At 48.7% G+C, this 22,762-nt stretch carries 20 protein-coding genes; all 20 read right to left on the bottom strand.

What is annotated here, in order from left to right; translation table 11 throughout:
* Positions 1-147 precede the first annotated feature (147 nt).
* On the bottom strand, positions 148-1,110 hold the full coding sequence (locus RCO25_RS23795) for an ABC transporter permease (protein WP_308998610.1): 963 nt from the start codon (positions 1,108-1,110) through the stop codon (positions 148-150).
* Between the two features lies 1 nt (position 1,111).
* Complete coding sequence (locus RCO25_RS23790) at positions 1,112-2,194, bottom strand: ABC transporter permease (protein WP_308998609.1); 1,083 nt, start codon at positions 2,192-2,194, stop codon at positions 1,112-1,114.
* 5 nt (positions 2,195-2,199) lie between these two features.
* Entirely contained in the window at positions 2,200-3,747 is a 1,548-nt protein-coding gene (locus RCO25_RS23785; RefSeq protein WP_308998608.1) for an ABC transporter ATP-binding protein, read from the bottom strand.
* A gap of 179 nt (positions 3,748-3,926) precedes the next feature.
* A complete protein-coding gene (locus RCO25_RS23780; RefSeq protein ID WP_308998607.1) occupies positions 3,927-4,982 on the bottom strand; it encodes a BMP family lipoprotein in 1,056 nt (351 codons plus the stop codon).
* A 349-nt stretch (positions 4,983-5,331) separates the two neighbouring features.
* Positions 5,332-7,338, bottom strand: coding sequence for an ATP-dependent zinc metalloprotease FtsH (gene ftsH, locus RCO25_RS23775; protein ID WP_308998606.1), 2,007 nt, complete (start codon positions 7,336-7,338; stop codon positions 5,332-5,334).
* Between the two features lie 98 nt (positions 7,339-7,436).
* A complete protein-coding gene (gene hpt / locus RCO25_RS23770) occupies positions 7,437-7,976 on the bottom strand; it encodes a hypoxanthine phosphoribosyltransferase (protein ID WP_308998605.1) in 540 nt (179 codons plus the stop codon).
* 51 nt (positions 7,977-8,027) lie between these two features.
* The gene (gene tilS, locus RCO25_RS23765) at positions 8,028-9,440 is read right to left on the bottom strand and encodes a tRNA lysidine(34) synthetase TilS (protein ID WP_308998604.1); all 1,413 of its coding nucleotides are present in this window, start codon (positions 9,438-9,440) and stop codon (positions 8,028-8,030) included.
* A 36-nt stretch (positions 9,441-9,476) separates the two neighbouring features.
* Positions 9,477-10,400 carry a protein kinase domain-containing protein gene (locus tag RCO25_RS23760; RefSeq protein ID WP_308998603.1) on the bottom strand — a complete coding sequence of 308 codons (924 nt, stop codon included), beginning with the start codon at positions 10,398-10,400 and terminating at the stop codon, positions 9,477-9,479.
* Entirely contained in the window at positions 10,384-11,109 is a 726-nt protein-coding gene (locus tag RCO25_RS23755) for a VWA domain-containing protein (protein ID WP_308998602.1), read from the bottom strand. Before RCO25_RS23755 ends, RCO25_RS23760 begins: the two co-directional genes overlap by 17 nt.
* Before the next feature lie 470 nt (positions 11,110-11,579).
* On the bottom strand, positions 11,580-14,072 hold the full coding sequence (gene spoIIE, locus RCO25_RS23750) for a stage II sporulation protein E (protein WP_308998601.1): 2,493 nt from the start codon (positions 14,070-14,072) through the stop codon (positions 11,580-11,582).
* 501 nt (positions 14,073-14,573) lie between these two features.
* Entirely contained in the window at positions 14,574-15,092 is a 519-nt protein-coding gene (locus RCO25_RS23745; protein ID WP_053373356.1) for a S1 domain-containing RNA-binding protein, read from the bottom strand.
* 148 nt (positions 15,093-15,240) lie between these two features.
* Positions 15,241-15,549, bottom strand: coding sequence for an FtsB family cell division protein (locus RCO25_RS23740; RefSeq protein ID WP_308998600.1), 309 nt, complete (start codon positions 15,547-15,549; stop codon positions 15,241-15,243).
* An 8-nt stretch (positions 15,550-15,557) separates the two neighbouring features.
* Positions 15,558-16,166, bottom strand: a complete 609-nt coding sequence (gene yabQ / locus RCO25_RS23735; protein ID WP_308998599.1) for a spore cortex biosynthesis protein YabQ — start codon at positions 16,164-16,166, stop codon at positions 15,558-15,560.
* On the bottom strand, positions 16,163-16,450 hold the full coding sequence (gene yabP / locus RCO25_RS23730; RefSeq protein WP_308998598.1) for a sporulation protein YabP: 288 nt from the start codon (positions 16,448-16,450) through the stop codon (positions 16,163-16,165). Before yabP ends, yabQ begins: the two co-directional genes overlap by 4 nt.
* A 163-nt stretch (positions 16,451-16,613) precedes the next feature.
* Positions 16,614-17,357 carry a hypothetical protein gene (locus RCO25_RS23725; protein WP_308998597.1) on the bottom strand — a complete coding sequence of 248 codons (744 nt, stop codon included), beginning with the start codon at positions 17,355-17,357 and terminating at the stop codon, positions 16,614-16,616.
* 193 nt (positions 17,358-17,550) lie between these two features.
* Positions 17,551-17,835 (bottom strand): RNA-binding S4 domain-containing protein, encoded by a 285-nt coding sequence (locus RCO25_RS23720; RefSeq protein WP_308998596.1) that lies wholly within the window; start codon positions 17,833-17,835, stop codon positions 17,551-17,553.
* Between the two features lie 3 nt (positions 17,836-17,838).
* Complete coding sequence (locus RCO25_RS23715) at positions 17,839-18,111, bottom strand: HU family DNA-binding protein (protein ID WP_053373361.1); 273 nt, start codon at positions 18,109-18,111, stop codon at positions 17,839-17,841.
* 183 nt (positions 18,112-18,294) lie between these two features.
* A complete protein-coding gene (yabN, locus tag RCO25_RS23710; protein ID WP_308998595.1) occupies positions 18,295-19,788 on the bottom strand; it encodes a bifunctional methyltransferase/pyrophosphohydrolase YabN in 1,494 nt (497 codons plus the stop codon).
* Between the two features lie 212 nt (positions 19,789-20,000).
* Positions 20,001-21,761: a polysaccharide biosynthesis protein gene (locus tag RCO25_RS23705; protein ID WP_308998594.1), complete on the bottom strand. Its 1,761-nt coding sequence runs from the start codon at positions 21,759-21,761 to the stop codon at positions 20,001-20,003.
* A 166-nt stretch (positions 21,762-21,927) separates the two neighbouring features.
* A complete protein-coding gene (spoVT, locus tag RCO25_RS23700) occupies positions 21,928-22,470 on the bottom strand; it encodes a stage V sporulation protein T (RefSeq protein ID WP_308998593.1) in 543 nt (180 codons plus the stop codon).
* Positions 22,471-22,762: the final 292 nt, after the last annotated feature.

Here is a 22,762-nt window from a genome sequence, read left to right as displayed (position 1 = left end):
ATATGGGCAGCATTCGGTGTGAACGCGCCTTTTTTGCAATGCACAAGCGTAAACAACTCCCTCCTTCCGCTTCCTCAAATGCACTCGTTTCACACCTCTATAAATAAAAAAAGCCTCTTTCCGTTATGGAAAGAGACTTTTGGGTGACTACCGCTTTGCAGGATCGTAAGGCTGCCCAAGTGCCGATGGAGCATTCGAGCGGCCGACAGCGCCTGCTAAAACGATGAGCGTCAAAACGTATGGAAGCATGTAGAAAAACTCAGCCGGAATTTGCTGCGCGAATTCAAACCGCTGCATAAAGCTTCTGAGCGCTTGCGCGAGACCAAAGAACATCGCGGCCCCAACAACGCCGAGCGGATTCCACTTGCCGAATATCAGTGCTGCCAGCGCGATAAAGCCTTGGCCCGAAATCGTATTATGTGCAAAGCTGCTTGTCGTGGTTAACGTAATCGTCGCACCGCCAAGACCCGCCAGCGCGCCGCTGAGCAGCACGCCGATGTATCGGTATTTCGTAACGCTGATACCAACTGTATCCGCAGAGCTTGGATGCTCGCCAACCGCGCGCAGACGCAATCCGAAAGGCGTCCGGAATAAGACAAAGTAGCTGATAAAAGCTAGCGCGATAACGATATAAGTCGTTGGATACGCGGTGAAAATCGCTTTGCCAAGCAAAGGGATATCCGATAAGAAAGGAATCTGCAATTTGCGGAATACATTTTCCAAAAGCGGCGTTTGCCCTGAACCTTCATACAAGCTTTTGGTTAGGTAGAGTGACAAGCCGAGCGAGAGGATATTAATAACGACACCCACTACGGTTTGGTCGGCACGGAACGTTATCGTTGATATCGCATGCAACAGCGCTACCAGCACGCCGTATATGCCTGCCGCAATAAACCCGATCCATGGCGAAGCATTCTCAAGACCAGCTTGTATGGCATACTCAGTAGCGACTGCCGCTGCAAATGCGCCGGACACCATCAAGCCCTCTAGTCCAATGTTAACGACGCCAGAACGCTCGGAGTACATCCCGCCAAGCGCCGCAAAGATAAGCGCGGTGGAAAACACGAGCGTTGTATTAATAAGCTGTCCAATGACTTCGAGCACGTTCATTCTACACCGCCTCCTTCCGCTTGCTTGCACGTTTATTTAGAAAAGGCTTCAAGAACCACTTCACTAATCCATGCGAAGCAACGAAGAAAATAACGGCGCCGATTACAATTCGCACAACCTCGGGAGGTACTCCCGCACCAAAGCTCATGCCTGCCGAGCCGTAGCTAAGTCCGCCGAATAGAATTGCGCCAAGAAGCACCCCAATCGGTGTATTGCCACCTAGAAGGGCTACCGCAATGCCGTCGAAACCGTAACCAGGTGAAGCAGCCATAACGGTCTGATTGCCGAAGACGCCCAAAATTTCAAACACGCCGCCAAGTCCTGCAAATATACCGCTAATAAACATCGATTTTACCATTGTCACATTCACGTTCATGCCCGCATACAAGGCCGCATCCGGATTATGGCCGACTGCGCGAAGCTCATAGCCCTGCTTAGTGCGCCAAAGCACAATATAGAACAAAATGATGCAAAGGATGGCAATAATGGTACCCCAGTGCATGCGTGCGTTATCCATCAGTTTAACAAGCCAGTCAATTTTCACCATCGCAGACTCATGAATCGGCATTGATTTCTGCTGTCCCTTCTCAACAAGGAACTTCGCAACGATAAAGTTGGATAGAAACAGCGCAATCCAGTTCAGCATAATGGATGAAATAACTTCATTAACTCCGCGTTTTGCTTTTAAATACCCCGCTATGCCTGCCCATAAGCCACCGAATACGGCCCCTGTAACAACGGCCAGCGGAGCATGAATGAACCAAGGCAAATCGAGCAGCACGCCTACAATGGTCGCTCCTGTCATTCCCATTACAAATTGGCCTTCTACCCCGATATTAAACAGCCCTGTACGGAATGCAAACGATACCGCAAGTCCGGTAAAGATCAACGGCGTAATCGCACGGATCGCCTCGCCAATGTTATACGGAGAACTAAACAGCTTATCCAGCAAAGATGTGTAGGCTAAAATTGGGTTATACCCGCCCGCCAACATCGCAATTGCCCCGATGATAAGGCCGAGTATAATTGCCACAATCGGTATGAGGATAGACGACTTGTTAAATATTTTTTTCAACGTTTCCATGTACGCTATCCTCTCCCTTCTGCCGCAGCAGCTGCGGCAGATTTATTTCCTGCCATCATAAGTCCAAGCTGCTGGTCATCTCTGCTTTCCGCATCAACCTCACCCATCAGCCTGCCCTCGTACATGACCGCGATGCGATCAGACAAGGCATAAAGCTCATCAAGCTCAAAGGATACAAGCAAAATGGCTTTGCCTTCGTTTCGGGCCTGGACTAACCGTTTATGTACATATTCAATAGCGCCGATATCCAGCCCGCGAGTCGGCTGCACGGCAATCAACAAATCCGGATCCTTGTTCAGCTCACGCGCAATAATGGCCTTCTGCTGATTGCCTCCTGATAACGCGCGCGCATGGGTATGAATGCCCGATGATCGAACGTCAAACTCCTTCACGAGCTTATCGGACAGCACATCCATTGCTTTGTAATCAATGAACATCGACCTTCCGAACACCGGTTCGAAGTATGTGTTTAAAATCATATTTTCACTAACGCTGAAGTCGAGTACTAAACCATGCTTATGCCTGTCCTCTGGAATATGGCCTACGCCGGCTACCGATACTTGCCGCGGAGAACGGTTGGTCATATCATGGCCGTTCAGCTTCACACTGCCGCTATCGACCTTACGCATTCCTGTAATCGCATAAATGAGCTCGCTTTGCCCGTTACCGTCAACTCCCGCTATCCCGACAATTTCTCCGGCCCGGATATTAAAGCTAACGCCATTCAAAGCATTTTTGCCTTGTTCGCCCTTCATCTGTAAGGCATCTACCGATAAAATAACCTCGCCAGGCTCTTGCTTTGTTTTCTGAACTTCAAAGGAAACGTCCCGGCCAACCATCAGCTCCGCAAGCTGCTGCTCATTTGTCTCTTTCGTTGTCACGGTTTTGATCACCTTGCCGCGTCGAATAACAGTTACAGAGTCTGCAAGCGCCATAACCTCTTTCAATTTGTGCGTAATGATAATAATCGATTTGCCTTCCGCAGCCAGGTTGCGAATAATCTCAATTAGCTCCTCGATTTCCTGAACGGTCAATACGGCAGTCGGCTCGTCAAAAATAACGATTTCCGCACCGCGGTATAACGTTTTTAGTATCTCAACACGCTGCTGCATACCTACTGTAATATCTTTAATTCGCGCCTGAGGATCTACTTTAAGACCATAACGCTCGGAGATTGTCCGAACCTTCTCATTTGCAAGCTTGTAGTCAATTTTCAACCCTTTTACAGGCTCATTTCCAAGTACAATATTTTCTGATACTGTAAACGGCTGCACGAGCTTAAAATGCTGATGCACCATGCCGATGCCTAGATCAATAGCCTTTGAGGCACCCTCTATAACAGTCTGTTTTCCGTTAACCCAAATTTCACCCTCATCTGGCTGATAAAGGCCAAAAAGGATGTTCATAAGCGTCGATTTTCCTGCGCCATTCTCGCCGAGCAGCGCATGAATCTCACCTTTTTTCAATTCAAAATTGATGGAATCATTGGCAACCAGTCCAGGAAACCGTTTGGTGATTCCTTTTAATTCTACTGCTGTTATGCTCCGGTCCATTCTTCATCATCTCCCCGGTTTTTACCCCTATGTAAACATGAATCGCAAATTAAGAATCCGATAAGCGAGAAAACTTATAGATTCTTTTGATAAAAATGAATAAAGACCGGCCGAAGCCGGTCTTATCTGATCCATCGACAAACGATCCTCAATCAAAGGATACCATTGAATGGTGAAAACTATTCAGTCGGTACTTTGATTTCGCCGCTAACGATTTTTGCTTTGTATTCTTCTACTTTAGCAAGCACATCAGCAGGAACGTTCTTTTCAGATGTATCCGGCAAACCAACAGCATCATGTTTCAAACCTAGCTCTTGCGTCGTACCGCCTGCAAAATTCCCGGCGATCAAATCTTTCGATACTTTATGAACCGCCGCTTCAACGCCCTTCATCATCGATGTAAGCGTGATTTCATCACCAAATTCTAGCGATTGGTCTTTATCTACACCGATAACCCATACATCGTCTCCATTGTCCTTACGGGCTTTTGCTTCATTAAATACTCCGTTACCTGTTCCGCCAGCTGCATGGAAAATAATATCCACTCCGCCATCGTACATTGTAGCAGCAGCCAATTTACCAAGGTCGGACTTACCAAAATCACCAGTATAATCTACCTCAACCTTAGCATCAGGTTTAACGGCAGTAACGCCTGCTTTAAAGCCAGCCTCAAACTTTTTGATAACCGGGATTTCCATTCCGCCTACAAAGCCAATTTTGTTTGTTTTGGTCATAAGACCCGCCACAACGCCCACCAGGAAAGAACCTTCATGCTCAGCGAAAGTAATAGAAGCAACGTTTGGCGCTTCAATAACACTATCGATGACAGCGAGCTTAGCATCAGGGTTCTCTTTTGCTACTTTGCTAAGCGCATCATTGAATAAGAAACCGATACCCCAAGTCAGGTTGTAGCCTTCTTTAACGAAGCTGTTCAGATTCGGCTCCATATCGGCTTCGCCTTCACTCTCCAAGAACTTAGTAGCAGCACCCGTCTCGGCTGTTACAGTCTCAAGAGCCTCCCAAGCGCTTTGGTTGAAGGATTTGTCATGTACGCCTCCTACATCAGTAACCATGCCGATCTTAAAGTCTTTACCCGTTCCATCGGATTCAACTTTAGTACCCTCATTAGTACCTGTGTTTGCTCCGCCCTCATTGTTATTCTTCGCTCCGCAAGCCGACAACACTAGTGTCAACGCGATCATCATTACAAGCATTAAGCTAAATGTTTTTTTCATGCGTGTTCTCTCCCTTGCCCTGAGTTTTGGTAATGCTGTGCAACCCCTGTTTACCTTCTTATTCTTGCTGATCTTGGCCGCTATTATTTCATTATAGTTACAAAAAAATAAACGTCAATGATTTAATGTAAGGTTATGTAACATAAAACCATCAATTTTACATTCGTGTAGTATTTATGTAACATATGGACAAAAAATATAAACTATCGTGTTAGCTTTTTTGTTTTTTCGCTATTGGTTTATACCCGTATTATAGGCTAAACCCGAACATTAATAAAGAAAAAAATAGTCGTCCTGCCACTTATTACAAGCAGCAGGACGACTATAGCTAGCCATTAATATTAGAAATCTACTCGTTCTTGTCCGGATCTTCTACGTTATCGCGCTTCTCCAGGACTGGATCTTTCGCTTCATCCTGTTCACGAGTTTGGATGCGTACCTTCACATCGCCAATCGTTTCAACAATTGGCTCAGTAGTCGGTTCAGTTGTAGTTGCAGTTGCAGTTGCGTCAGAAGACGGGCTGCCATCCAAAGAACCTGTTTCAACTAAACGTTTGATTTGCTCGAGTTCGAGCGTTTCCACGCTAAGCAGCGTTTGAGCAATCAAGTGCATTTCCTTGCTCTTCTCTGACAATAGCTTCTTCGCGCGATCGTAGCATCCCGAAATTATGGATTGCATTTCTTGATCGATCTCATATGCAATCGCATCGGAATAGTTTTGTTCATGGCCGATATCGCGACCCAGGAACACCTGACCTTGCGAGCTGCCAAATTGCATTGGACCAAGCTTATCGCTCATCCCGTATTCCATAATCATAGCACGCACGATGCTAGTCGCTTGTTTAAAGTCACTGTAAGCACCTGTACCGATTTCTCCAATGAACAGCTCTTCTGCTACACGGCCTGCAAGCAAGCCGGTAATTTTATCAAGCAGCTCTTGCTTGGTAACAAGCATACGGTCTTCCTTCGGAAGCATGATGACGTATCCGCCTGCGCGGCCGCGAGGAATAATCGTAACTTTATGAACCATATCCGCATGCTCCAGGAAGAAGCCTGCAATGGTATGTCCCGCTTCATGGTATGCGACAATTCGTTTCTCGCGATCACTAACGACACGGCTTTTCTTCTCCGTACCGACAATGATTCGGTCAATCGCATCATCAACCTCTACCATAGCGATATCTTTTTTATTGCGACGAGCAGCCAGAAGCGCTGCTTCATTAAGTAAGTTTTCAAGATCAGCGCCGCTGAAGCCTGTCGTACGCTTGGCAATAATCTCAAGCTTAACGTCCTTAGCAAGCGGTTTATTGCGAGCATGTACTTTCAATACAGCTTCGCGGCCTTTCACGTCTGGACGGTCAACCGTAATTTGACGGTCAAAACGGCCTGGACGGAGAAGGGCTGGATCCAGAATATCCGGACGGTTGGTTGCCGCAACGATAATAATACCTTCGTTAGCGCCAAATCCATCCATTTCAACAAGCAACTGATTGAGCGTTTGCTCACGTTCATCATGTCCGCCGCCAAGACCAGCGCCACGCTGACGACCTACAGCATCAATCTCATCGATAAAAATGATACATGGTGCGTTTTTCTTCGCGTTCTCGAAAAGATCACGTACACGGGATGCGCCGACACCGACGAACATCTCTACGAAATCAGAACCGGAGATACTGAAGAAAGGCACGCCCGCTTCCCCTGCAACTGCACGAGCAAGCAAGGTTTTACCTGTACCCGGAGGACCCACAAGCAATACGCCCTTAGGAATACGTGCGCCTACCAGATTGAACTTGCGCGGATCCTTCAAGAAGTCAACAACCTCAACGAGCTCTTGTTTCTCCTCGTCAGCGCCTGCAACATCCTCGAATGTAATCCGTTTCTTCTCATTATCATAAAGCCGCGCTTTGCTCTTGCCAAAGTTCATGACTTTGCCGCCGCCGCCCTGCGCTTGATTCATTAAGAAGAAGAACAGGACAAAAATAATGACAAACGGAATAATGGAGGTGAGGAATGTAAGCCAAATGCTTGGCTGGTCCATTTCCTTGCTCTCTAGCTTAAAACCGAATTGCTCCTGCCAAGCGAGGATCTTCTCCTCTGCTTTGACGCTGACCCTCGATACAAATTGATCGCTTTCTGCGCCTGCAGGCTTTGTATTATATTTACCAGAAACAAAATAAGTTTGATTCTCATACTTAACACTCAGTTCCTTTACATTGCCTGATTCAACCGCAGCGCGAAGCTCGTCATATCGCAATCCAACTGTCGTGTCATTTTGGCTGCTGATAAATTGAAAAATCCCAACGGTCACCAAAAAGATAATTAAATAAAAACCAGTATTACGGATGATCCGATTCATCCCCAACCTCCTCTCAGACGCTTAAAATATTTTACCATATCATGACTTTCCATAACAATAGAGGTATACGGAGAAGGGCATGTACGGGTGAATCGCTGCTATTTTTCATAGACCTGCGGCTTCAAAATACCAATATAAGGTAGATTACGGTATTTTTCCGCAAAATCCAGTCCATAACCGACAACAAACTCGTCCGGCAGCGTAAAGCCTTTGTAATCCGCTTCCAGTTCAACTGTGCGGCGCGCCGGTTTATCGAACAAGGTTACAACTGTAACAGACTTCGCGTTTCGACGTTCGAGAACATCAATTAAATAGCTGAGCGTTAGCCCGCTATCGATAATATCCTCGACGATCAGAACATCGCGGCCTTCGACCGAAACATCAAGATCCTTGATAATTTTAACTACGCCAGATGACTTTGTGGATTGCCCATAGCTGGATACGGCCATAAAATCAATTTCAAGCGGTACTGTTATTTCCTTGACCAAATCGGCCATAAAAATAAACGCGCCCTTCAATACACAAATAACGAGCGGATTACGCCCGCTAAAATCTTTGCTCAGTGTTTCGCCAAGCTCTTTTACCTTCTCACCAATTTGCTGCGCGTCGTACAATACTTCTTGAATATCATTTTGCAAAGTAGAAATCCCCCTACGCCTTAACTATGTTTATGAGTGTACCAGTGCTTCTTATTCGTTGCCTGCCCTTATGAACAACACGTCTATTGTGTGCGCATCCGTCAGAGCATGACTTGATCTTCGAATGCCCGGAATCCAGAGCAACCTCCCAGCTGCATCGAACAGCAAAGGATAAAGCTCCCGCTTCAGCGGTGCGATTTTCTCATCAACGAACATATCTTGCACTTTTTTTGAGCCATTTAATCCTAAAACCTGAATTCTGTCCCCCGGACGCCGATTTCGAACGACAAGCGGATACGATAACTCCGATGCATCGAAGATGGCTTCGTAACGCGATACCGGCTTACGGCTATCTGTTGCCGAAGCATGGACAATCTCAAATGCCCACCCGCATGGCTCGACCGCAAATTCAGCTGTTTCCTTGCCCACCTCGTAGAAATAGGCGCTTGTTTCAGTTAACGCAAGCTGCGATTCACTGATCCATCGCATCCTATCGTATTCTCGAGCACAGCGAATTCCGGCTCCAGCGTCGATTCGCCAAGTTGCAGGCGCATGTGCGGAAGCGGCAACCCTCATCGTCTCAATCTGCTCGAAGGATATCTTTTCCGTTTCCTTAGAAAGATAACTTAATATTAGTTTAATCAATCTCCTTTGTAAAGCGACGTGGAGACCGTGCAAATCGATGCAGCTAATCGCGCATTCATTGGGGGATAACGTAACGAGCTGCGCAAATAACGCTTCGGTTTGTTTCTCCATCCACTCATCCTCCGCCCCCGCTACTTCTGCAAGGTGCTGAAGCGATTGGGACAGCTGCGGATTATGTTTGGACAGATACGGTAAAATATCTAGCCGAATAATATTTCGGAAATAATGGCGTTCCTTGTTGCTGCTGTCCGTGCAGTAAGGAATATGATAGTCTTCGCAGTAACGCAGAAGGTCTGACTTGTTCATACGAAGCAGCGGGCGAATAAGTTCCACGTTTTTTTCTCTTCTTTTGCTAAGCATTCCAGCCAGCCCGGTTAATCCTGTTCCGCGAATTAAACGCATAAGCACCGTTTCGGCCTGATCATCCGCATGATGGGCAAGCGCAATCCTCGCGGCTCCATACCGTGCTGCAATTTCATGCAAAAAAGCGTAACGCTTCTCGCGGGAAGCAGCCTGTCCATTCATGCGCGTTTCTTCTATGTATGCGGGCATATCGAGCGTCACAGTCTCACAAATCACCCCTAGCCGTTCCGCGAAATCCTGAACGACCATCAGCTCATGCGCGGACTCCTCTATTCGAAATCCGTGATTCACATGAGCCGCTATAATGGTTAAATGGCTTTCCTTCGATATTGTTGAAAGCATATGTAAAAGCGCCATTGAATCCGGTCCGCCGGAAACCGCCACTACGATACAATCGCCGGCCGACCAAAGCCTGCGCTCCACAGCCGCTTTCTCAAGTTCGATTTGCAGATTCACAGGTAGCACCTCACCTTCATTTCCCTTTCCAAGCTGCTATAGCACATTACGCAGCAGCCAATATACCGATGTTCCTAGCAGCACTGCAGATGCAACCGCAAGCCCCTTCAACCATCCAGGTGTTGCAGCGGGCCTATGCGTATCACGCCTATGCATTAATAACCGCCATGCCGCAGATGCGTCGCCCGCATCCGTAAATTGTCCCGCAAAAGCTTTCCGCAGCCAGCCAGCAATCGGCTTTAACGCCTCGCTCGTTTCAACAATTTGCATTAGCTCGATTGCGGATCGATTTTGCGGTAAAAGCTCCGCGGTCAGCTGATACAGACGCTTTGACTCATGCAGCTGTATACAGAGCACTGCAAAGGAAAAAAGATCGTAGCTCGGATCAGCCGACCGCGAGCCCTCGTTCCAGTAGCCGCGGTCATAGATTTCAGTAAATTGGCGAATGCCCTTTCCTACCGCTGTCACACCACCATAATCAACAAGCTCAACATGCCCATAGTCAGCTACCAGCACGTTTTCAACCTTCAAATCGCCAAATACCCAACCCGCTTGATGCAGCTTCGTCAACTTGCCCAGCAGATTCAAGCCAACGAGCGGAAACCATTCCGATCCCTGCTGCTTCAAGTACTCATTCATCTTGGCTCCAAGCACATAGCGCATAATATAAAAGGGATATTCCTTTCCATCCGGACCATATAAATCATCCACTTCAAAAAGGTAGGAATCCTGTCCGTGCTGCTTCTGCTTCGCGATAGATTGCAATACGTTGATTTCGGATTGAAGATCTAGCGCATCCATGCCAAGCTTCATCGCAAACCAGCTGCGATCACGCTGTACGAGATATACTTTACCGTTTGCGCCCTCCCCAAGCAACCTTTCCACCCTGTACCGCCCTTGCTTCCACTTGCCGGTCACCACCGTGCCCCGGCGAAGATCAACCTTAAACGACGTAGTCACTCATCATCCCATCCGTTTCGTCTCTGCTCTGTCTACCATAATCGCCCTTACGATAAAAATCAACAATCTGCATAATCGCAGGGCCAGTAGGTGTGGTTCCACCCATTTGCAGTTTCGGGAAAATGGCATGCACGCCGTTAAGGTGACTCGTCCAGTCTAAATCCATTACACAATCATCACCATGCCTTGAGCCAGGGAAATGAAAAACAGATATTTCACTTTTTCCTTGTCTTGCTTGAAGGCTTAGCATCAGATCACGTATAGCTTCCTCTACTGCCGCAAGCTTAGGCTTCATACTTGCACTTGCATCAATGAGCAGTGCCACTTGCAGGCGCGACGTTTCCCCCAGTTCATCGATTACGCGTACCACATCGCCGCGCTTCTCTGGCGGCAGCGCCTCAATAGATCCATTGCCAAGGACATGCTTCAATTCCTTCTGAACAGCTAGCTGGATCGTCTGAACGACTGTCTTGCGTGTCATCATTTGTACGGTCTGCGAGAGCTGCCGCATATTCACCATCCTGCTTAGCCCGCCGCCCGCACGCGCAATTTCGTCGATCTCCGCTGCGCCCAGCTCACCTACGTCACCATGATCCAGCACGCCTACCACATTAACCGAAATCCCATCCGACTGCGCATGCGCAGCCGCCACTACTGGACTGAGCCCGACATTGGAGCAGCCATCCGTAATCAACAATATTTGTTTCATAATCGTTTACCCTCCTAAAGTGTTTGTGTAACAAACACAGCTTCGTAAGCACAGGCTTCGTGTTTGAGTAACAAACACAGCTTCGTAAGCACAGGCTTCGCCTCAGCCTTTCTATTAGCTTTGCCTTTTTTAAGAGGGTTAAACAGCTAGTCTAGCAAAAAGATAGATAAACACCGATATGCCTGCGGACACCTACCCTGCAGTTACGTTATGTAAAACAAAACCTCCAATCTCATTCATCGTTCTAGCAGTATGTAGTCAAAAGAACTTACCCCGCCGTTTCATTGGTTCAATTTAGGGGTAATTAGAAATAATTAGAAATTTTGTGCGTAGCCAATCAAAAAAGAAGCCCCATGACCGCCAGCTGCAAGTCAGCCGACGGACAAAAGGGCTAAAGCTAAATACCCACACGATAGAATCAACGCCAGCTCACCGTTCTAACGTTCATTCCGCATGGCATTAAAATAGGATCAGCTCACCGTCCTTGGACGCTCCATGCGCGTTACGCCAGGGAAGCGGAACGAAGCCCACTCCGGCAAATGCTTATCAATGCGCGCAACAAGCACCGTCATATCATCAACAATTTCTCCATTATGGTGGCGTACCACCTTCTCGAGCAGCGCATCTGCCATCTCCTGAGGATTATCCGTTTCAAGCTCATTAATAATACGCTTCATCCAGAGCTCCTTGTTAACCGCGAGGCCAGGCGCATCATAAATGCCGTCGCTCATCATGACAAGGGTATCGCCCGATTGCATTTGCATGGATACAAAGTCGACGTCAATATCCTGAAGAATACCGATAGGCAAGTTATTTGCAGTAATTGGAATGACCTCATTTCCTCGTTTTATAAAGCTCGGAGTAGAGCCTATCTTCATAAACGTCGTTTGTGCTGTATAGAGATCCACAATCGCCAAATCGACGGTAGCGAATACTTCATCGGAGGAACGCAATAAGAGCACAGAATTCACAGATTTTACTGCAAGCTTCTCATCCATTCCGGATTGCAGCAGCTGCTGGAGAATCGATAACGCCGCACTGCTTTCCTGCCGCGCCCGCTCGCCATTCCCCATTCCATCGCTAATCGCGACGGCAAACTTACCGTTTCCAAGCTCAACCATGCTAAAGCTGTCTCCTGACAGCAAATCTCCTCCCTTGGCGGCGCCTGCAATACCTGTCTCTACCTCATATTGCTTCGCCGATCCAAATGCAACTAGCGTCGGCTCACCGCTTCTCGTTGGGGGAATCTCAGATTTTACTGCGATATGCTCACCCAAGATGTCGCTTAACAGCGGAGCAATAATTTTTCGGCATTCGTCGTAGCCTTGCCCAAACGAATGATACACCTCTATATCCACATTCCCCTCCTCTAGGCTCACAATATCAATACCCTGAACAGATAACCCTAATCCTTCCACCGCCTCCCGAATTTGCTCCTCCTGTAAGTGCAGCGTTTGCCCCTCTCTTTTAATTTCTTTAGCTAAATCTTCCATAACCTGCGACACGCCTTGCAACTGATCTGCCACAAGTTGACGGGAGTCGTATATTTGCTTCTTCCAGTGCATATTATTTTGATATAGCTCGTATTGCTGGCTCATGTCTATTAGCACCTGCGAGGATTTGACGCAGTGCGCTGACCAAGCCTTCGGTATTTCTTTAGCAGACGGCACACGTTTCTCCTCCACGACCGTCATCATATCCGTCATCATTTTGTAGGTGTGAAAAAACTTGTCCTCCCAGCAAGCATTTTGCCTGTGGCAGCTGGCACAGCTGCGTTCAGCAACTGCATTCATAAAGTGTCCGATCTCTTCCTCCTTATTTAAGGTTGTTACATTGTTATTGAGCTGCCCAAAGCTGCGGGAAAGTTGGCTAAACACCTCCGAATATTGTGATACGCGGTCCGCTGTCACCTCTCGAACCCGCTTCGCATAGTCATGCTGCGACTTGGCATGCTCATTGGTTCCGGGAACGTACCGGGAGATCGTACGAATCATGCTGCGCGGTGTCAGCATAAGCAGCGTCGCGGCTGCTACCGATTCCCAAGTCGAGCTCATCACATCGGCCTGGCTCCCTACATATATGGATAAAATCGATGTTCCAAGCAACATTCCGAAAGCCGCTGCCATTTTGCCGCCGTCACGCAGCAAGCCAGCCAGCAATCCCGCAAAAGCGAGTAAGCTCATTTGAACGACTGCACCGAAGTCAGCCAAGCTTAGAATGAGTCCTGCAACAACACCGACCGAAGCGCCTAGCGGTGCGCCGCCTGCTAAAGCAAAGAGCAGCAGCATATAACGAGACATCACGTGTTCTGCCGACATGCCGTAGAACACCCAACCGACAGCCCCTGTCATGACAGAAGCGAGTAAAATCATCAAACAAATAATTTCTTCGTTTTTGAGCGAGGCTGATTTTTTGGTCATCGTAAGCACAGGAATCGCCTGAATGAACACTAAGGTAAGCACAAATCCGAGTGCCGCCTCCACCACAACGAGCATAAAATTGTACCAGCTAAGCTCGTCCCCAATAAATACGCTAAACATCTGCACGAGCAGCGTTGACGCGAATACCAGAATCGGCGCCGACGACAGCTCTGCCTTCTCATACGCCTCGAGTCCCTTCAGAAACAGAAACAGCACCGCAATCTCCATAGCGATCCACATGGGGGCCGGGTCAGCAGCAAGCCAGCTGCCTGCAACCAAGGATATAGCCACCCACGGATAAATATCCCTTCTCATAAAGTAAATAACGGCAAAATAAGCAATGGCAAACGGCATAAGCGATTCGAGGATTACCGCTCTTCCTAGCAAGAAAGCTACACCTACGAGTAGAAATGTCCACTTTTTGGCCAAAATGACCTGAATGAAACGACGCGCTGCCGCCCATTCCCGTCCCTTCTGCATCATCGTCTGAGCCAGACCAGTCCGTTTCATACCGGGAAGCACTACCGTGTTTTCCTTTTCCATGAGCAGACACCACCATTTCCGAGTGTAATGTGTTTTTCATTATAGGAGGTTGTCCGCATGAAGTTTGTCAGTTAACGTAACACGCTCAAAAATTTTTTCCGACAAAAATAAATGGCATCGCAACCGTTGTCAACATGCCATCAAACACATGCCCCGTATAGGTTTGCTGTGCCTCCAGCACAAGCGCAACGCATATAGCCGACAACAAATTGTGTGCTGAATTTTTTTCATATGATGGCGAATCAACGTTGTAACGTGTCGGGAATGAAGGAGGATGAGAGAAAAGTATTTTTTTTCCAAAAAGGCGCGGCTTATAAACGACAACGACCGTGCCAAAACATCGCTAATGCAGTCATTCTCCAGTATATACAGGCTTTCTGTCCTGCTTCGACAGCATTTGGTAAGCGCTTTCTAAAATATCCGCCATTTCCTTGCCGATAGACGCAAAAAAAGCAGAACCGGTTAGGTTCTGCTCCATGTATAGAGTTATGACGATCCAGCTTATACTCGCTTGGCACCGCGTCCGCCGCGTTTGCCCTCCGTATTCTTCTTCAAAGAGGAGATGCGCTCTTCGCTGTCTTTCAGGAACCGTGACACTTTATCCTCGAATGACGGTTTACCGTATGCCGGTCTGCCAGACGATTGCTTGTTGAAGGGACGTCCGCCGCCACCACCACCGCCGCCGCGGTTGAAACGTTCGCCACCACCACCACTACCGCCAGTGCTTCCACCGCCGCCTCCGCTATGACGCTCGCGTTGTTGTGGCGCTGGTTGGCCCTCTGGCCGGTCAATGGCTTGCTTAATGGAAAGTCCGATCTTTCCGTCTTTGTCCACGTTGATCACTTTAACTTTCACGACATCGTCGATTTTCAGGTGATCCTTCACGTCTTTGACGTAATTATCAGCAATTTCCGAAATGTGAACAAGACCCGTGACACCTCCCGACAAGTCGACAAATGCCCCAAAATGCGTAATGCCTGTCACTTTTCCTTCTAACTTAGCGCCCACTTCAATTGCCATAAAATAAAATGTTCCTCCCTAAAAGTTATGCGAAGCAAAACTGAATTCATAAGCATATGCTAAAAGTTTTGCGAAAACGCTATTAACGTGATTATAACCGAACCGTTCAAGTAAGGTCAACAGACGTTCACCCGATTTGAAGCCCTATTTAATCACTGAAAATCTGCTGCTCGCCCTTCTTAACCATGCCCTGCTCTTTAGTTGCTAGTTGTTCGATATATTCCGGGTCGTTTAAACGTTCAATTTGACGTTTGAGCGCTTCGGTTTCTTTGGTAGAAGTTTCAATCTTCCCTTGGATTGTAGTTAGCTTTACGCCGGTAGCATTCTTCTGCTGCATTTGGCCAAAGATCGTATACGCCGCCCAACCCATAAATAGCACGATGAACATCATCCAAAGTTTAAACCGGCGTTTTGTGCCAGCATTCCCTGGCGCCTTATTATCAACTGCTGCTGCCATGAGCGGTGTTACCTCCTAAACCATTTGCTCCACAATCGAGCGATTAGTTGTCCCATTTTGCTGAACCTCTCGGCCAACTGCCATTTGGATGCGAAACGCGACAACCAGCGCCCAAGCGGGCGAGTTACTGGTCTTACCATCCAAACAAACAATTTCCAAAACGGACGGACTAATTGTATCACAATTTTAAATATGAAAATAGTGAGTGCGGACCCAAATGCCAAAATAACAAGGACCATTTTGTAGATTAACAACAACGGCTTCACAATCAGAATTTCCAAACATTTCAAAATGAAGGTAATTAGCTTCCGCACCGCCCCAATAAGCCATTTGACGGTTGCGATTACCATTCTGCTAAACAAAAAATAATAAATTACGATGCCAATAGCCAGTCCGATAAAAACGTACGCCCGCACCTCGCCATTGTTGCTGGCGTACAACACCCGAAAGACGACTAGCGCCGCCGCCATCCAATAGATGACGTCAAGCACGGGAATCCACCAGCGCGGGAACTTGAGCTCATTCGTCACGACCCGGTAGCCGTCGAATACCGTTCCCATGCCAAGGCCCGACAGCAGCATGACTGCCATCGTCAACCACTGCATGCCCAGTGTCACTTAAACAGTTTCCCGAACAGCCCTTTTGATTTAGAAGAGGCATTATTGCTGTCCATATAGGCGAGCGAATGGACAAGCCCCTCAATTGCGACCATTCCTTGTTCAAGGCTAAGATGCTTCATATGCAAATTTTGGCCCTTTACCGCCAGGTAACCAAGCTCTGTCTCGAGTAAAAACTCCTCGCTGTCGAAGCTCTCCACGTTTACGACACCGGTAAGCTCCAGCAGCTTGCGATTTAGCATTTTGACTTCCTGACGCTTCTGCCCCTTGCCTTGGTCAACCATAGACTCGTCCTCCGCTTCGTTAACATGTCTAGGCGTAACGGCTATCGCCGACCTGCGGCGGCGCAGCATACGTTTCGCTATTAATATAAGAGATCGATAAGCGATAAGCTTATCCTGCCTTATATTTTAAGACTAGCTTATGGGGCGGGGACGAGATTTAGAACTATTCCGCTTGATTAATAGAGTCTGGTGCCTGCTCGTTCACTTCCGTCTTCACCTGTAGAAAAACTAACAGCATCACGATTGATATCAGCTGAATGAGCCAATCAAAGCATAAATCGAATAGCGTAGCTGTTATCCAAGAATCACTCGACATGAAGGAAAATAATGCAATCAGAATGAAAAAAAGCACTGCAAACGCAGCGTAACCTCCTACTGCATACAAGACAAATTTAAAGTAACGCCTGCGTGCCAATTCGCGGCAGACCGTCAGCGGATTGATCCTTGACGTATCCATAACGGAAACAATGACCGGCAGCAGCATAAGCCAAACCGCGAATAACAAGCCCGGAACGACAAACATCACAATTCCCGCAGCAACAATGGCTCCATTCAAAAAACTGTAAACGATCATTCGCGGCCATTTCCGCAACCCCCAGAGCAGGGATGCTTTTAGACCGGCGGTTGACGCATTCATCCGACCTAGGATGAAGTGTATGACCATTGGCGTTATTGCGCTTAGAAACAATAAATAAACAAGGTTATCCATCCGGCTGCTCGGAAAAAAGATTTCGCTGTCCGACGGTTCAAAAAAATAGTAATTTTTGATTGCCTCGACCGGAACAGCCATAATGGCTACGATGAACAGAAGAGGCAGACCGTTTTTAAAGAAAAGAGTTACCGCATGTTTAAGCAAGGAAAAGCCCTTCCGCCGATATTCGGGAATGGGAAGCTGCAGATGATTCATAGATTAGTCCTCCGAATAAATAAACCAAAATCACGATATTGAAACATTAAATTTCAAGCGTAAACAAATTTTATATACAAGCATAAACGGCTGTCGCCGTCATCTGTGGCAAAAGCCGGCGTTTTCAAACCCTGAGCCAAACAAAAAAGCCGCCTACAAGTTTTTATGCTTGTAAGCAGCCTCGTTGTTATTGCTATTGTTCCCAGTCGAGTGAATTCTCGCGCTGGCGTTGTTCTTCTTTCACCAAGGTATACAGCTCTCCGGCTTCATCCTTACGTGTCGTCTCCGCAATTCGCTCAACGCGTACGGTTACGATTTTTTGACCGTATTGGATTTGGAGCTCATCTCCGACTTTTACGGCGCTGCTAGCTTTCGCTTCGCGGCCATTGATCCATACGCGTCCTTGCTCGGAAACATCCTTCGCAACGGTACGGCGTTTGATCAGCCGGGATACCTTAAGAAATTTATCTAATCGCATAAATTATTGGATAGCTTCTTTCAACTTGTTGCCTGCTTTGAAAGCAGGAACTTTTGCTTCCGAGATTTCGATTGGAGCGCCTGTTTGCGGGTTGCGGCCCGTGCGTCCAGCACGTTTGCGAGTTTCGAAAGTACCGAAGCCGATCAATTGTACTTTGTCGCCGCCTGCAAGTGCATCTGTTACTTCGCCCAAGAAACCGTTAAGTACTGCTTCTACGTCACGTTTAGTCAAACCGCTTTTTTCTGCAATGTTGTTGATCAAGTCTGTTTTGTTCATTATAAAATCCTCCTAATTGTTTACCATTATTTTTGGTCGACGCTTAAAGCGCCGCCGTTGCTTCAAATGCTTACTCTCACGAAGAATACTTATTCTGCCTGGTAGCAATTAAATCCTGCCGCTATTTGAAATTTTTTTGCGATTGGTGCGGAATAAAGGCGATTCATGACGAAATGAAAACGATTATTGACGCTTAGCCTCTTCCCACCAATGATCCATTTCTGTTAAATCAGTCTGGTCAAATTGCTTGCCACTTATACGAAGCTGCTCCTCAATATACGCAAATCTTTTGCGGAATTTTTTGTTCGTACGCGAAAGCGCCTCTTCCGGATCGGCATGGATGAAGCGAGAGGCATTAACAACCGCAAACAGCAAATCACCAAGCTCGGAAGCCTGCTCCTCTTCGGACTGTGAAGCAATCGCTTCGCGAAGCTCTGCGAGCTCCTCTTCAATCTTGTTAAGCACCGGATCAAGCTCGTCCCAATCAAAGCCTACCTTGGCTGCTTTTTTCTGAAGTTTATAAGCTTTCATTAGGGCTGGCAGATCAGGCGGAATACCATCAAGCACTGATGTGCGGCTCACATCAGTCCCTTTCATCCGTTTCTCCTCGGCCTTCATTTGTTCCCAATTGACCAGCGCTTCTTGTGAATTGCTGGCGTCCAGCTCTCCAAATACATGCGGATGGCGGAAAATAAGCTTCTCGTTAAGTGATTGTATCACATCATAGACTGAAAATGCGCCTGTCTCTTCTTCCATTTGGCTATGAAGCATCACTTGAAGGATAACATCTCCAAATTCTTCCTGCATGCCGTCGGGATCATCGTTGTCGATCGCTTCGAGTGCTTCATACAGCTCTTCGATAAAATTTTTGCGAATCGACTGATGCGTCTGCTCGCGGTCCCACGGGCAGCCCTCAGGACTGCGCAGGATGGATACGATCTCATGCAATCGCTCGAAGGAGCGATTCCGAAGCGCCGCATCATCCGAGCGCGGAACCCAAATGAGTGACAGATTGCCATAGCCTGGTGTACGGTCAAGCTCATAAAGCGGGACGCGAAGGATCTGCTGCTCAGAGTCCACGCCTAGTGCATGTCCGACAACAACCTCGTAATCGTCGGGATAACGCTCCATCAGCGCAAGCTTAACATCGGATGCCGTATAGGTATCATACACTTGGCCAATTAGCGTATGCAGCTGCGGCTGCAAGAGAGAAGGCTGCAGCTCCGCGGCATCAAGCAGCGCAAAGCCTTCAATGGGATCAATGCCAAGACTGACGAACGCTTGGTCCAGGAAGCTCTCGCCCCCGATAATTTGCAGCGATATGCCCGCTTCCGGACATTGCTCGCGCAGCAGCTGGACAGTACGTTCAGCTACCATCGGGTGGCCAGGCACAGCATAAACAACAGCAGCCGAGTCGCCGGCAGCCATACTTTTGGCTTCGGCGATCAATGTCTCCGCGATTGCCTTATACACATCCGGAAATGAATCATGCTGCTCGTATAACGCGTCGAATGAGCTATAAGCAATGCCGTTTTCATTCAGCAAGGAAAGGGCGGGATGCTGCGCGGTGCGCACAAAAACGCGCTCTGCCGCTTGCAGCCTGCGCCAAACGCCTAGCGTCAATTGATCCGGATCGCCTGAACCGAGACCAACGACGGTAAGATGTGGGGTTGCCATCCTTTTTTAGCCTCCTTGAAATTATATGGATTTATGGTCATGGTTGAGTTGAAGCCGCATGTAGCCGGCCCACTGCAAAAATAGGATGTTGAGCGCCGAATGACGAGTTTTTTCCGTACATGCGATACGATTCTGTACATCATGACAAATATTACTTTATTTTTGTTCAAAAAGAAATCATGCGATGCCGCTCTGCAAAGTCCGCTGCAGAGCTAGCCCTCCTCCGGCGCCCGCGGCATAAGCCGCCAGCGCTGCAACCGGGCGGCAAGCACGCCGCCGCCCGGCAACGCGCGCAATTCGCGCGCGCTTAAAGCGCCGCCGCGCAGAGCCGCGGCGCCAAAGGCGCAAGCGCCGACGGCTACGCACGTCAGCGCAAGCGCAGCTGCTGCCGCCCGAGGCGGCAGCCCGCCCAGCGCGGCGCCCATCGCCCGCTCGGCGACAGCAAGCGCCGCGGCCATCACCGCGAGCGCAAAGCCCGTGCCTGCGGCCGCGTTCCTGAGCAGCGGCCGGCGTCTTTTCACCCCCGCGCTCCGCCGCACTCCCCAGCTGCCAGCGAGCGATGCCCCCGCTTCAGCCGCTTTAAAACGGACCGCGGCCGTACCGAGTAATGCTGCCGCCGTTAATGCCGCTATACCCGCGATAGCCGCGCCTTCAATGCCGTACAAAGGCACCAAAACGGCATTAAATACACCCTTGAGAAGAGCCGCCGCAAGCAGCAGCGCAGCTGGAATCCGCACCGCCCCAAGCCCTTGAAGCACAGGCGCAGTAATGGCATTTACACATCCCGCGAGCGCGGTACAGCCAACAAGCGCAAAAGCATATGTACCCGCCGAATTCTCGTACAGCATAATATTAAGCGGCTCAGCCAGCATCGTTAATCCAATAGCTGCCGCCGCTCCAATCGCCCATGCTGTTCTTTCGACAAAAGCCAGCTGCACCCGCAGTTGTCCGTATGCCCCCCGCATTCTAGCAAGCACTAAGCCCGGGACGAGCGCTGCCGCTGCTGCCCCGGCAACCATGACAACGAGCTGTACAAGCGGCTGCGCCCGGCTATATATCCCGAACAATGCCAAGGACTCATCTTCCGATGCCCCTCCGGCCTGCAGCAGCCTCGGCACCATAAAAGCATCCACAACGCCAAGTACAGGAACAACCACCGCTCCAAGCGCAACAGGCAGCGCGATCGCAGCAAGCTTCTTCATCTCTGCCCGCAGCATGCCTGCTTTAGGAGCAAGCCGCTCCCGTCTGCGCCCCCGCCATAGATAAAAGGCGAGAACAAGGAGTGATGCGCCTGCCCCAAATGCCGAGCCGCTCATGACTCCGGCCGCTACATCAGCTTCCCCCCAGCCAGCCGACCAGCCCAAAGCGAGGACAAGGAGCATTACAGCCACGCGAATCATTTGCTCCGCAACCTGCGAAGCAGCTGATAATCCCATTTTTCCGAGCCCTTGCGTATACCCTCTCAGCGCGGCAACAAGCGGAGCCAATAGCAGCGCGAACGAAACGGAGCGTATAGCGGCAGCGGTCTCAGAATCTCCGATCCAGCCGGCCGCTCGGTCTGCCGCAGACCACATGAAACCAAAAGCAGCAATGCCCGTTACTCCCAGCAGCAGCAGCGCACCGTATAACGTTCGCCTGACGCCTTCCGGATCATCTCCCTTGCGCAGCCTTTCAGCAATGAGCAGCGATACGGCTGTCGGCAGGCCTGCGGTTGCGAGCACTGCAGCCAGCTGATAAAACGGATATACCGCATTGTATATGCCAAACACGCGGTCCCCCGCCAGATTTTGCAGCGGGATTTTTTGAAAAACGCCGATAAGCTTAGACAATAATGCCGCGCCAGCCATTAACACAACGCCATTTGTCAAAAACCGCTTCGAGCTGCGCGCAACCTGAACCCGGCCCTCAGTAGGCAAATCCACCGTTTTCACCGTCTCCGCTGAATGACCTCTTTTCCCCGGCTTGCGGTTCATTCCCCACACTCCTGCCTATCCCTCGATTGATATTGGTATCTATTATACCTCACAATCGCAAACGTTGAAAAAGCTTCCCCAATCGAGATTTCTCTCGATCAAAGAAGCTGTCATTTTCCTTTTTTCTGCTTTTTTAAGTTTTGCCTGCAGCTAAGTAACCGCGCTGCTACTGCTCCATCTGCTTAGCCAAAAAGCCAGCAGCCGTTTCTGCCATTTTCGTTTCCATATTCGCCATTTTTACAGATTCGTCCTTGCTAAGCAGAACGACCGTACCTATCGGATCACCGCCTGCGATGATCGGGGCAATAACGAAGGAGCTGTACGTTTCCTGCGTATCCTTCACGATCTCGAAAGCCCCGCCGTTTGCTTCAGCCTGCGTCTTACGGTTTTCCATACAGCTCTCCAGCACGGAACCCACCTGTTTATCAAGCAGTTCTTTCTTGGAGGCACCTGCAACAGCGATTATGGTATCCCGGTCCGTGATCAATGTAATGTGGTTTGTGCCCTCAAATAACGACTCCGCATATTCTTTCGCAAAGTCGCCAAGCTCGCCGATAGGAGAATATTTTTTCAAAATAACTTCGCCATCACGATCTACAAATATTTCTAGAGGGTCACCCTCGCGAATACGCAGTGTACGGCGGATCTCCTTCGGAATCACCACACGCCCGAGATCATCGATGCGACGTACAATTCCAGTTGCTTTCATTTCTTGTTGCCCCGCTTTCCTAGAGGATTTTGAATCGACTGGATTCTTGCAGCTTGTTTATAACGAAGAAGAAACATCCTTCAAAAGATTTTGAATCTGACCATAGTATTCATCCGCTCCCAAATTCTTATGCACGGATTACAGTTCTAGCCAAACGTTCCATCTCTTTTTGAAAAGGCCGCCGAACACTCACTAAGCCCCCGCGTTTCCGCTTCCTTATTATCCATTTTCAGCATTCCCCATTTCTCCCTTTTGCTTGCATGCGGAAAATATTCATTTCGTAACGCACCCC

The organism is Paenibacillus sp. LHD-38 (genome assembly GCF_031157315.1).
Taxonomy (GTDB): domain Bacteria; phylum Bacillota; class Bacilli; order Paenibacillales; family Paenibacillaceae; genus Pristimantibacillus.
This window is presented reverse-complemented; position numbering and strand designations above follow the sequence as displayed.

Coding starts and splice junctions, on each gene's coding strand:
- RCO25_RS23795 (WP_308998610.1), bottom strand. CDS start 1,110: ATGAACGTGCTCGAAGTCATTGGACAGCTTATTAATACAACGCTCGTG.
- RCO25_RS23790 (WP_308998609.1), bottom strand. CDS start 2,194: ATGGAAACGTTGAAAAAAATATTTAACAAGTCGTCTATCCTCATACCG.
- RCO25_RS23785 (WP_308998608.1), bottom strand. CDS start 3,747: ATGGACCGGAGCATAACAGCAGTAGAATTAAAAGGAATCACCAAACGG.
- RCO25_RS23780 (WP_308998607.1), bottom strand. CDS start 4,982: ATGAAAAAAACATTTAGCTTAATGCTTGTAATGATGATCGCGTTGACA.
- ftsH (WP_308998606.1), bottom strand. CDS start 7,338: ATGAATCGGATCATCCGTAATACTGGTTTTTATTTAATTATCTTTTTG.
- RCO25_RS23755 (WP_308998602.1), bottom strand. CDS start 11,109: ATGAAACAAATATTGTTGATTACGGATGGCTGCTCCAATGTCGGGCTC.
- spoIIE (WP_308998601.1), bottom strand. CDS start 14,072: ATGGAAAAGGAAAACACGGTAGTGCTTCCCGGTATGAAACGGACTGGT.
- RCO25_RS23745 (WP_053373356.1), bottom strand. CDS start 15,092: ATGGCAATTGAAGTGGGCGCTAAGTTAGAAGGAAAAGTGACAGGCATT.
- RCO25_RS23740 (WP_308998600.1), bottom strand. CDS start 15,549: ATGGCAGCAGCAGTTGATAATAAGGCGCCAGGGAATGCTGGCACAAAA.
- yabP (WP_308998598.1), bottom strand. CDS start 16,450: ATGGTTGACCAAGGCAAGGGGCAGAAGCGTCAGGAAGTCAAAATGCTA.
- RCO25_RS23725 (WP_308998597.1), bottom strand. CDS start 17,357: ATGAATCATCTGCAGCTTCCCATTCCCGAATATCGGCGGAAGGGCTTT.
- RCO25_RS23720 (WP_308998596.1), bottom strand. CDS start 17,835: ATGCGATTAGATAAATTTCTTAAGGTATCCCGGCTGATCAAACGCCGT.
- RCO25_RS23715 (WP_053373361.1), bottom strand. CDS start 18,111: ATGAACAAAACAGACTTGATCAACAACATTGCAGAAAAAAGCGGTTTG.
- yabN (WP_308998595.1), bottom strand. CDS start 19,788: ATGGCAACCCCACATCTTACCGTCGTTGGTCTCGGTTCAGGCGATCCG.
- RCO25_RS23705 (WP_308998594.1), bottom strand. CDS start 21,761: ATGAACCGCAAGCCGGGGAAAAGAGGTCATTCAGCGGAGACGGTGAAA.
- spoVT (WP_308998593.1), bottom strand. CDS start 22,470: ATGAAAGCAACTGGAATTGTACGTCGCATCGATGATCTCGGGCGTGTG.